This is a genomic window from Leclercia sp. M50 (genome assembly GCF_037150775.1).
In the GTDB taxonomy this organism is placed as follows: domain Bacteria; phylum Pseudomonadota; class Gammaproteobacteria; order Enterobacterales; family Enterobacteriaceae; genus Enterobacter.
In genome coordinates this window covers 1-10,240 of the sequence record NZ_JBBCPK010000116.1, presented here as the reverse complement: position 1 = coordinate 10,240, position 10,240 = coordinate 1, and the positions used below count along the sequence as shown (strand labels likewise).

The window sequence follows — 10,240 nt, the reverse complement described above, 5'->3', positions numbered from 1 at the left end:
CTGGAGATCCGCTTTTTAAGTATAGCGATCCCGTCCCATTTATATTGGGCAAGCCTGTTAATCGATATTCCCGGCGGTAAACCCGCCGGACGTTAATTAATAACTGTGAGGTTTTTCCGGTAGCTGTTAGGGGTAAATGAGGTCAATTTCTTAAAGGTTTTAATAAACAGACTCGGACTGCTATAACCGGATTCGTAAGCAATATCCGTCACCGAATAATTGGTGATTTCCAGCTGTTTTCTGGCGAAATTGATCCGTATTTCATTAATAATCTGCATCGGTGTTTTCTGGTAATAACGCTGGGTGGCGCGGGTCAGGTATTCCTGGGATTTTCCCGATAGCGCCACCATATTTTCCAGCGCGTTTTCACCAAAACGCAGCTTGTCATGCATCGATTCAACGGTCGTGCGCAGCCATTGCGGAATATCGTCGGATGCCTGCTGCTCTTCGCGATAATGGCGTAGCCGATTGACGACGTAAAAGGTCACCGTTTCAATAAATTCATCGAATTCATTGTCGCGGAAGTTGAGTGAGGCAATAACAGTGTCGATCCAGTTCAGGAATTCACTTTTAACGTGATAAACCTGCGATGCAACAAAGCAGAACGGCAGCAGCGGCGAGTAGTGGGTTTCGAAGAAGCGTTTACTGATGCCGACGTTGAGAATGCGCGTGGCACCAAAATCGTAAAAGCTCTGATGGTGAGAACCCATCGGGATAAAAACAAAATCCCCACGCTCCAGCAGCACCCGCTTGCCGTTGATCTCCTGGAAATAGCGGCCGGTCAGCACGATGGTGAACTCATAGTAGTCATGCTGATGCAGACCGCTGATGCTCTCCACCTTGTTGTAGATAAACACATGAAAATTTTTACCATTAAACAGCTGTTGTTCCCGGGCGGTAGTGATTTCCATGGCGCTGACCTCCTGCTATCAGTCTGACCTACTGCATTTTCTCGTGAAGTTCGATGAGTTCCGCCACCAGCTCACGCGCCAGCATGGAGGTCATCAGATGGTCCTGAGCATGTACCAGCACCAGGCTGACCTTCATTTTACCTTCACCCTGATCGCTTTCGATCAGTTTTGTTTGCACAAGGTGCGCTTCATTGAGCGCGGTGCGCGACTGGGCCATCATCTCTTTCGCGGTGTCGAAATCGCCCTGCTTGGCTTTTTTCAGCGCCGCGTACGCCAGGCTGCGGGCCTGACCGGAGTTGATGATAAGCCCCATCACCACTTCTTCAAGATCGTTCTCTGCGACCTCTTCCGCTTCTGCAACTACATTCTCTAAATCAAACATGTTTTCTCTCCTGTAGTGACGCGGGTGGCCCCGCGTCATACGACATCAGAATTTCAGTGCGAGGGCGATATCCTCTTCGCTCTCTTCTTCATCAATGGTGGTCTGGGCTTTATTGGCGATGGCAACGAATGGCATATAGAGCAGGGTTGCCACACCCAGGTTAAATATCGCCAGCAAGAAGGCCGCTACGCTGCCGTTGGTGTTGAAGAAGGCGCCCAGACCGGCTGGCATGGTCCACGGTGCAATGTTAGTAACCGGCGGGATGATGCCCAGGTAGTAAGCCGTCAGGGTAATGGCCGCCAGCAGCGGCTGCACCAGGACGAACGGAATAAACATCACCGGGTTCATGATAATCGGCAGACCGAACAGGATGGGCTCGTTAATCTGGAAGATGCCTGACGGCAATGCCAGCTTCGCCACCTGACGGTGATCCGCACGACGGGAGGTGATAAATACCGCGATGATCAGGCCCAGCGTTGCCCCGGTACCGCCCAGGAAGATGTAGGAGTCCAGCATCGGTTTCGCCCACACGTGGAAGGTTTTACCGGCCGCCAGCGCTGCGTCAACGGAGCCGTACTGCTGGTAGAGCGCCACGTTTTCCAGCGCCCATGGGGTCATGATGCCGCTGTCCAGCGCAGCCAGCGCCAGAGAGCCGTGAACACCGAAGAACCAAAGCAGGGAGGTGAAAATCACGTAAGCCCAGCCTACCACGCCCCCCATGGATGCCAGCGGTGTGGAGATGGTGTCCATGATGATCTGGTGGAAGTTGGTGCCCCAGTGTGAGAGCGCCCAGGCGATGGTCCCCATGATGGAGAGAATAATGAAGCCGGGGATCAGCGCCGAGAACGAGCGCGATACCGATGCCGGAACGCTGTCCGGTAAGCGAATCACCCAGTTGCGTCGAATAATAAAGGTAAACATCTCCGCCACCACCAGACCGATCACAATGCCGGAGATGATGTTTGCCCCGCCCAGCCAGTTGGCGCCCACTGCGTAGGCTTCGCCCACGCTGTAAGGGGTGACGGTCATAAACGCAGCGACAGATAATAAACCGGCGGCCAGTGAGTCGACTTTACGCTCTTCTGCCAGCGCCATCCCGATAAAGAAAGGTGCCATCAGCGACATAATACCCAGCGTACCGTTGTACACATTGCCGCCGATGGCCTTGAAACCATTTAATGTTTCAATAGTTGAGGGATCTAAACGCACGCCTAATGAATAGAAAAATGAACCATCACCGAAGCTAAGAAAAACGTTGTTAATTAAAACGAACATGGCCCCGGCCAGTGTTAACGGCATTACTTTAATAAAACCGTTTTTAATGGCGTTGACATGCGGTTGCTTTCCTATTTTAACTGCAAAAGGAAGGAGTACCTTTTCAAGCGCAGCAATAAATCTACTCATAGAAAATACCCTTAAATGCCGCAATAATATTGCGGCGTAAATGTGTGAAATTGCTCTTTGACGGGAAAAATAAAAATTAAATTAATTATCAGCTTTTTTAATCGCCGCTACTGCAGCTTTAAGAACACCCAAACCATCCACTTTGCCGTACAGGGCAGAGTCGATCACTTCAACCGGTTTATTCGGTAACAGACGCTGAATTTCTGGCAACATATAGGCAATTTGCGGCCCCAGCAGTACCACATCGGCACTGGTGCCTTTTTCGCCTGCCAGCGTTTCCGGGAAGGCTTCAATGATAACCGGAACTTCGTACTTCTCGGCCTGCGCGCGCATCTTTGACACCAGCAGTGACGTTGACATGCCTGCTGAGCAAAACAGATAGATATGTTTCTTTTCCATAATGACTTCCCTCTTATATAGCCACCGCGTTAGCTGCGACTTCAGCACCGTTACCGGGCGTTCTTCTCGCAGGCTGGTCTGATGGGATGAGTATACGGCAAGCGAAAAGGCTGTGGTAATCCAGGATGTTTTGGAATTGTCTCTCATTGACCTGCGGTTATGACAACCTTCACATTTCAGGCAAATAATTCGCGATAAGAAATAAGATTATAGGGGGGATAAAGAAAAACCGGCCAGTTGGCCGGTTTGGATCTGCTCAGGCAAAAGGGTTATCAGGCTTTAGGTGCCTGCGGATCGGTGTCATATTCCGCGCAGGTCTGGTAGCCAGAGTTCATAACGTGACCTGTGTCATCTAATGCAACAAAATAGGTTTCGGTTTTACCATCCCGTTGACCCAGGATATAGGTCTGGCAGGTACCGCGAGCGTGGATCATCGTCACTTCAGAGGATGGCTTACCGGCCAGCTGCTCGACCTGAGCGCGGCTCATCCCTTTCTTAACATCTTTGACCACAGGCTCTTTAAACTGATCGGTTGTGCGGTCATAAGCGGTACAGCCCGCCAGTAAAGTCAGTACAGCCGCTGCGCCTAACATTCCTGCTACGTTCTTGTTCATATTCCGTCCTCTTGTTTATCAGCGTGTTAAGTAAGCCTGGAATAGAAAACCACATTTTTCAACCTCAAGCGTGACGGCAAAGTTTTTTCGGAAAATTCCGGCAAAACAAAAATAACCTGCTAAATCGCTCTATTTCGCTCCATTCAAATTTGTGATCCTTGTCGTTTTACCCATCACAGGTTAGCTTTAACAGTACATTCATCAGGCAAATTTGTGTAACGGAGGGGCTAGATGGCTCTGCAACAAGAGATTATCCAGGCACTGGGTGCAAAACCCACTATCAATGCGGAAGAAGAGATTCGCCGTAGCGTCGATTTTTTGAAATCCTACTTAACCCGCTTCCCGTTTCTGAAAACGCTGGTGCTGGGCATCAGCGGCGGTCAGGACTCTACGCTCGCCGGGAAGCTCGCCCAGATGGCGATTAACGAACTGCGTGCCGAAACGGGGAATAACGACCTGCAGTTTATCGCGGTGCGCCTGCCCTACGGTGTGCAGTTCGACGAGCAGGATTGTCAGGATGCCATCGCGTTCATCCAGCCCGATCGCGTGCTGACCGTCAATATTAAAGAAGCAGTGCTGGCCAGCGAAAAAGCGCTGCGCGAGGCGGGCATTGAGCTGAGCGATTTCGTCCGCGGTAACGAAAAAGCCCGCGAGCGCATGAAGGCGCAGTACAGCATCGCCGGGATGACCGGCGGCGTAGTAGTGGGGACAGACCATGCGGCAGAAGCCCTGACCGGCTTCTTCACCAAATATGGCGATGGCGGTACCGACATTAATCCGCTGTTTCGTCTCAACAAGCGCCAGGGCAAACAGCTGCTGGCCGCGCTGGGCTGTCCGGAGCATCTGTATAAAAAAGCCCCTACCGCAGATCTGGAAGACGATCGCCCTTCCCTGCCTGACGAAGCTGCGCTGGGCGTGACCTATGAAAATATTGATGATTATCTGGAAGGTAAGACGCTGGACGAAGGCACCGCCCGCATTATCGAAGGCTGGTACCTGAAGACCGAGCACAAACGTCGCCCGCCGATCACGGTGTTTGACGACTTCTGGAAAGCGTAATCTGACGGGGCGGCTTATGCCGCCTCTTTTTTAACCGCACCACTGCTGCTACACTGTATGCCTGAACAGTATCAGGAGTATGTTGTGAGCAGGCGTCAATCGGCACCGCGGCTTGAATTTGAAGCGGCAGCAATCTATGAATATCCCGAACATCTGCGCCCGTGGCTTGTGGCACTTCCCAGGCAGCCAGGCGTCTACTTCTTTCATGGCGAAAGCGATGCCATGCCGCTTTATATCGGCAAGAGCGTCAATATCCGCAGCCGGGTGCTGTCGCATCTGCGCACGCCGGACGAAGCCGCTATGCTGCGCCAGTCCCGGCGCATCACCTGGACGCAAACCGCGGGCGAGCTGGGCGCCCTGCTGCTGGAAGCGCGTTTAATCAAGGAGCAGCAGCCGCTGTTCAATAAACGATTACGTCGCAACCGCCAGCTCTGCTCGCTGCAAATCACCGAGGGTAAACCGCAGATCGTCTATGCCCGCGAGGTCGATTTTTCGCATACCCCGAACCTGTATGGCCTGTTCGCTAACCGCCGGGCGGCGCTGCAAACCTTACAGACGCTGGCCGACGAGCGACAGCTCTGTTACGGCCTGCTGGGGCTGGAGTCGTTAAGCCGCGGGCGGGCCTGTTTCCGCTCCGCCCTGAAGCGTTGTGCAGGGGCGTGCTGCGGGAAAGAGAGCGTGGAGGAGCATCAGCAGCGGCTGGTTGAAGGGTTGCAGGCGATAGGCGTCACCTGCTGGCCGTGGGACTGCGCCGTGGCGCTGAAAGAGTCGCGCCCGGAGATGACCCACTACCACATTATCCATAACTGGCTCTGGCTGGGCGCGGTGGAAAGCCTGGACGAGGCGGCGGAACTGCTGCGCACGCCCGCCGGTTTTGATCAGGATGGGTATAAAATACTCTGCAAGCCGCTGCTGGCGGGAAAGTATGAGATCATTCCGCTCAGTGGCCTGGAAGCCAGAAAATCTCGCTGAACAGCAGGGTGCCCTCGTCCTTAAGCAATCGCAGGGTATGGTCGCCCTCATGCCAGTACGCCCCCTGATCGGCGGTCAGCAGTTTATCACCCAGCTGCCAGGCGCCGCTCAGCACAAACACCACGCCGCCGCGTGACGCGAATGTCGTGAAGGTGCGATCCGCCACCCGCACCTTAGCCCGGCAGCAATCCCGGCGGGTCATGATGTTAAAGTCCATCGACATCTGCCCTTCCAGCAGCTGCGCCTTGACCGGCAGTTCTCCGGCAAAGCTGAAGGGTTGATGACGCCGCAGCGTGTGATTAAACGCCTTTCCACCATCCAGATGCACTTCTCCCCCTTCCAGCAGGGTGATCACCCGATCAACACCGGGGGAAACAGAAAAATCACCGTTGCTGGCAAGGGAGGCAATACTGGCGCGCCAGTTAAAGTCCCGGGTTGCAGGAGGGAAACAACATATTTCGCGCGTCTCTCCCGCGCCGTTGCGCCAGAGGTTAACCGGCATTTTGCGGATATCGAAGAATTCCATCACCACTCCAAATGGCGCAATACGCGCCAAAGCACCCCGCCCAGGGCGGTCGCTTTTTGTTTGTTATCGTTAGGTCGCTGCAGAACAGTATCGGCAGATGTGCGGGTGGGCCTTAGTCTGACGACGAAAAAAGTAACGTCAGAAATTTCAAACACATTCTGCAAATCGATAACAGGAGAATACCGGGATGGCGGCGGCTGGCAAGAGGCTGGAAAAGAAAAAACCGCCGGACCTGCCCACAGCAAATCTGCTTGAGTGGACAAGACTCCGGCGGTCTTGAATAGCTGAACCGATTATTCGGCTGAGGTGGTCATTTTACCTTTCGCCGCGGAACGTTCTGTCAGACGCTTCTCAAAATTGGCATTAAACTGCTTTTTCTGTTCCGGGGTAAGGATGTTGTAAATCTTGTTCTGGGTTTCCATGTGCGCCAGCATGCGGGCTTTATGCTGCTCAGCCATCTTATCAACCTGCGCTTCGGCCTTCGCTTTATCGAAGGCGTCGCTGGCGATGATGTCATGCATTGCGCGGCGCTCTTCTACCGGCGGACGCTTCATCTGGTCACGCTGGCTTTTCATGATGTCGCGGATCTGCTCTTTCTGCGCATCCGTCAGGTTCAGGTCTTTAAACATCATGTCGTGATGCATGCCCGGCTTACCTTTGTGATGCATCATTTTGCCTTCGGTCGGTGCAGCCGTGGTGGTGGTGGCGGTATCAGCGGCGAACGCCGCGCTGGTAGCGCCCAGAGCCAGGGTAGAGGCAACAAACAGTGCAGTTAATTTACGCATAATTTTGTCCTTCCTTTCAGTTATTCTTCGGCGCTATGCCGTGTTGACGAGATTAACTTTACGGGGTTTATCGTCAATTAGTCAGAGCAACGGTAAAACAGTGAAAGTGTAAAAAACAAATTATCGTCAAATATGGAGAAAATAAGGATAAAGCGTGGAGAGTTGAAACAAAAATATGCATGCAGATGATTTTAAAGAGATTGTGGAGAAGTATACCGACAAACAGATTAATAATAAAGCAAACAACCAGGAATAATCCGTAATAAAACGGCAGACGAGTGAAATGGCTGAGAAAATAAACAACCCCACCGCGTTACGCAGATGGGGTCAGGTGATTTTCAGGCAACTTTTTCCAGCATCAGCCCGGCACGCAAACCAAAGGCCACGGCGGGGTTCGGGAAAAGAACATACTCGGTTGGCTTTTGTACTTCATAGCGTTCTTCGCCATCCTCTGCCAACAATACCCCCTGGCGGAACGGCGTAAAGTTCAGGGTATGACTCGCCATGTGCAGCACAAAGGCCTCGCTGCGGCGGGTGATCTGCTGCACCACCCGGTACTGCTCGACAGGAGCAACATGCTGCTCGGGTGCCTCACCGCTCAGCAGGGCATACAGCGCCCGATGAGTCGTGGCGAAGCGGGTCAGATCGTTATGGCCGAACGGCAGCGCTTTGCCCAGTTCCAGCGTACAGGCCAGGGCGCCAAAGCGCTCACAGCTGAAGTGGGTGAAGGTGCCCCCCGGGGCCTGATGAAAGACCAGCGCCTCCAGCCCGGCATCGCCGAGCCACTGAATAAACGCCTCATCCCAGGGCTGATTGCGCTGGGGCAGCACGCCAAAGCGCTCATGATACGAGGCGCGGATGGCGGTATGCAGATCCAGATGCCAGCGATCGGACCCCGCCTGCTGATAAAAGGCCGCTAACAGATCCTCCAGCAGCGCCGCCCGTTCGGTCTCCTCGCAGGCCGGGAACTGCGCCCCGCGCCCGCTGAACAGGCGATTGATATCGCAGGTCAGGTAGCGCTTGCCGGCTCGCAGCGCCGGAGGATTCCCGTAGATAATCAGCAGACGGCAGCGCAGCGAGAGTTCGCCGCGAAAGAGCGCCCTGACCAGCAGGTCGACAATCTCCACCGGCGCCGTTTCGTTGCCGTGTATCCCGGCAGAGAGCACCAGGGCTCGCTCGCTGTCTGCCTCCGGGACGAGCTCCAGCACGCCGCGTGCCAGCCAGCGCCAGTGAAACGAAGCCCCTTTGCCCTCCCGTCGGGCGGGCGTTTCATTCGCCATGGTCAGCGCCAGAAAATTTTCCATAACGCCTCCTTTATTGCTGGAACGGGTAGACGGAGCCCAGTTGCAGAATGCGGGTCAGGGCATCCAGCGCTTCGCGTCCTTCCCGTAAAAGCTGCGGATCGACCAGGTCGGCCTGGGTCAACCGATCGCGATAGTAGCGATCCACCCAGTCATTAAGGGTGTTGAACAGGGTATCGTTCATCATCACCGCCGGGTTAACCGCCCGCTGCTCCTCAGGGGTGAGCACCACGCGCAGGCGCAGACAGGCCGGACCGCCGCCGTTGGCCATGCTTTCGCGCAGATCGAACACCCGCAGCTCGCTGATGGGGTTATCCTCGGCCACCAGCTGATTCAGATAGCGCCAGACGCCAGGATGGTTCTGCGACTCCTGGGGTAGCACCAGCATCATGCTGCCGTCGTCACGGCTCAGCAGCTGGCTGTTAAAGAGATAGGTTGCCACCGCATCCTGCACCGAAACGGCTTCCGTCGGCACCTCAATCGGCATAAATCCGGGCACGCGATCGCCCAGGGCGTGCAGCAGCGCTGACTGGTGAACAAACGCCTGCTCGTGGCAGAACAGCACCTGGCGGTTCGAGACCGCAATCACGTCGTTATGGAACACCCCCTGGTCGATCACCAGCGGGTTTTGCTGGGCAAACATCAGTTGGCCCGGATTGACCTGATTCAGGCGGGCAACGGCCTGGCTTGCGGCCAGAGTCTGACGGGCCGGGTAACGGGCAGGCGCGGAACCTGTTCCCTCATCACGACCATAGACAAACAGTTGCAAACCCGGCTCGCCATAATCGCCGCCAAGACGGTTATGGTTGGCCGCCCCTTCGTCGCCGAACATCGCCACTTGCGGCAGCGCTGTATGGACACTGAACCGGGACTCATCGCGAAAAATAGCCCGCAGCACCTGTTCCGTGGTGCCAGCTTCACTGGCGCGGTGGAACTTGTTGTTCAGGTTCGCCACCGTCAGATGCACTTTTCCGTCGAGGGTATCTGCGGAGGGGGCCACCGTCGCGGCGTTGGCAACCCACATGGAGGAGGCCGAACTGGCGGCAGAGAGCAGCTGCGGCATTTGGGTGCCCGCTTTCTCCACCACCTGCTCGTCGCTGCCGGTAAACCCGAGCTGGCGCAGGACGGCGACGTTAGGCCGCTCCTGCGGCGGGATCACCGCCTGAGGAAAACCCGCATCCGCTAGCGCCTTCATTTTTAACAACCCCTGCTTTGCCGCCAGCCGCGGGTTGGAGATCTGAAAGCGGTGTTTTGTGGAGGCCTCATTGCCGAAAGACAGCCCGGCATAGTGGTGGGTTAACCCCACCAGCCCGTCGAAGTTAACTTCACGCGCTTTCATGACGCTTCTCCCGTGTAAAATCGAGGCCCGGATTCAACTGCTCCGGCAGGACGATGGCCGGCGTCTCCAGGCTCGCCATCGGCCAGGCGCAGTAATCCGCCGCATACCAGGCGCTGGCACGATGGTTACCGGAGGCGCCCACCCCGCCAAACGGGGCGGTACTGGCCGCGCCGGTGAGCGGTTTATTCCAGTTCACAATCCCGGCGCGCGCCTCCAGCAGCAGCTGGTCAAATTTCTCACGATCCGGGGAGATCAGCCCGCACGACAGGCCGTAGCGTGTGGCGTTTGCCATCGCGATGGCCTGGTCAAAATCGTCATAGCGCCAGACGCAGAGCAGCGGACCAAAGACCTCTTCGTCCGGCACACCGCTCACGCCAGTCATCTCGACGATTGTCGGGGTTAATAAAGAGGTTCCCGCCTTCACCAGCCGTGGCTCCAGCAGCGACTGGCCGCCGCGGGCGACATGTTCCCGCCAGGCGTGATAGACATTTTTTGCCGCCTGTTCGGAAATCAGCACGCCGATAAACGGCTGCTCGCTGGCATCCCAC

12 protein-coding genes are annotated in these 10,240 nt (G+C 55.4%); 2 read left to right on the top strand and 10 right to left on the bottom strand.

All coding sequences use genetic code 11. The annotated features are described in order from the left end of the window. Positions 1 to 92: 92 nt before the first annotated feature. From chbR to osmE, 5 genes are all read right to left on the bottom strand, one after another. The gene (gene chbR, locus WFM46_RS20515; RefSeq protein ID WP_214421869.1) at positions 93 to 911 is read right to left on the bottom strand and encodes a transcriptional regulator ChbR; all 819 of its coding nucleotides are present in this window, start codon (positions 909 to 911) and stop codon (positions 93 to 95) included. A 28-nt stretch (positions 912 to 939) separates the two neighbouring features. Next, positions 940 to 1,293 (bottom strand): PTS N,N'-diacetylchitobiose transporter subunit IIA, encoded by a 354-nt coding sequence (gene chbA / locus WFM46_RS20510; protein WP_103179287.1) that lies wholly within the window; start codon positions 1,291 to 1,293, stop codon positions 940 to 942. Between the two features lie 45 nt (positions 1,294 to 1,338). Beyond that, positions 1,339 to 2,697 (bottom strand): PTS N,N'-diacetylchitobiose transporter subunit IIC, encoded by a 1,359-nt coding sequence (chbC, locus tag WFM46_RS20505; RefSeq protein ID WP_103179286.1) that lies wholly within the window; start codon positions 2,695 to 2,697, stop codon positions 1,339 to 1,341. Positions 2,698 to 2,778: 81 nt separating this feature from the next. Next, positions 2,779 to 3,099, bottom strand: coding sequence for a PTS N,N'-diacetylchitobiose transporter subunit IIB (gene chbB / locus WFM46_RS20500; protein WP_336998400.1), 321 nt, complete (start codon positions 3,097 to 3,099; stop codon positions 2,779 to 2,781). 269 nt (positions 3,100 to 3,368) lie between these two features. Beyond that, the gene (gene osmE, locus WFM46_RS20495; protein WP_103179284.1) at positions 3,369 to 3,710 is read right to left on the bottom strand and encodes an osmotically-inducible lipoprotein OsmE; all 342 of its coding nucleotides are present in this window, start codon (positions 3,708 to 3,710) and stop codon (positions 3,369 to 3,371) included. Between the two features lie 231 nt (positions 3,711 to 3,941). On the opposite strand from osmE, the gene nadE reads away from it, so the two are divergent. Both nadE and cho read left to right on the top strand, forming a co-directional pair. Beyond that, a complete protein-coding gene (nadE, locus tag WFM46_RS20490) occupies positions 3,942 to 4,769 on the top strand; it encodes an ammonia-dependent NAD(+) synthetase (RefSeq protein WP_336998399.1) in 828 nt (275 codons plus the stop codon). Positions 4,770 to 4,853: 84 nt separating this feature from the next. Next, complete coding sequence (gene cho, locus WFM46_RS20485) at positions 4,854 to 5,741, top strand: excinuclease Cho (protein WP_336998398.1); 888 nt, start codon at positions 4,854 to 4,856, stop codon at positions 5,739 to 5,741. Here cho and ves read toward each other — a convergent pair. From ves to WFM46_RS20460, 5 genes are all read right to left on the bottom strand, one after another. After that, positions 5,710 to 6,267 carry an environmental stress-induced protein Ves gene (gene ves / locus WFM46_RS20480; protein WP_156654349.1) on the bottom strand — a complete coding sequence of 186 codons (558 nt, stop codon included), beginning with the start codon at positions 6,265 to 6,267 and terminating at the stop codon, positions 5,710 to 5,712. The two genes, cho and ves, sit on opposite strands and share 32 nt — an antisense overlap. A gap of 293 nt (positions 6,268 to 6,560) precedes the next feature. After that, positions 6,561 to 7,052, bottom strand: a complete 492-nt coding sequence (gene spy / locus WFM46_RS20475; protein WP_103179280.1) for an ATP-independent periplasmic protein-refolding chaperone Spy — start codon at positions 7,050 to 7,052, stop codon at positions 6,561 to 6,563. A 338-nt stretch (positions 7,053 to 7,390) separates the two neighbouring features. After that, positions 7,391 to 8,356: a succinylglutamate desuccinylase gene (gene astE, locus WFM46_RS20470; RefSeq protein WP_336998397.1), complete on the bottom strand. Its 966-nt coding sequence runs from the start codon at positions 8,354 to 8,356 to the stop codon at positions 7,391 to 7,393. Between the two features lie 10 nt (positions 8,357 to 8,366). Beyond that, on the bottom strand, positions 8,367 to 9,692 hold the full coding sequence (gene astB, locus WFM46_RS20465) for an N-succinylarginine dihydrolase (protein WP_336998396.1): 1,326 nt from the start codon (positions 9,690 to 9,692) through the stop codon (positions 8,367 to 8,369). Beyond that, the coding region (locus tag WFM46_RS20460) for an aldehyde dehydrogenase family protein (RefSeq protein ID WP_336998395.1) at positions 9,679 to 10,240 on the bottom strand (562 nt) is incomplete at its 5' end. The genes WFM46_RS20460 and astB, both read right to left, overlap by 14 nt.

Excerpts from the sequence above, each read along its gene's own strand:
- ves (WP_156654349.1), bottom strand. The coding sequence starts at position 6,267 with ATGGAATTCTTCGATATCCGCAAAATGCCGGTTAACCTCTGGCGCAAC.
- astE (WP_336998397.1), bottom strand. The coding sequence starts at position 8,356 with ATGGAAAATTTTCTGGCGCTGACCATGGCGAATGAAACGCCCGCCCGA.
- osmE (WP_103179284.1), bottom strand. The coding sequence starts at position 3,710 with ATGAACAAGAACGTAGCAGGAATGTTAGGCGCAGCGGCTGTACTGACT.
- chbA (WP_103179287.1), bottom strand. The coding sequence starts at position 1,293 with ATGTTTGATTTAGAGAATGTAGTTGCAGAAGCGGAAGAGGTCGCAGAG.
- chbR (WP_214421869.1), bottom strand. The coding sequence starts at position 911 with ATGGAAATCACTACCGCCCGGGAACAACAGCTGTTTAATGGTAAAAAT.
- nadE (WP_336998399.1), top strand. The coding sequence starts at position 3,942 with ATGGCTCTGCAACAAGAGATTATCCAGGCACTGGGTGCAAAACCCACT.
- astB (WP_336998396.1), bottom strand. The coding sequence starts at position 9,692 with ATGAAAGCGCGTGAAGTTAACTTCGACGGGCTGGTGGGGTTAACCCAC.
- spy (WP_103179280.1), bottom strand. The coding sequence starts at position 7,052 with ATGCGTAAATTAACTGCACTGTTTGTTGCCTCTACCCTGGCTCTGGGC.
- chbC (WP_103179286.1), bottom strand. The coding sequence starts at position 2,697 with ATGAGTAGATTTATTGCTGCGCTTGAAAAGGTACTCCTTCCTTTTGCA.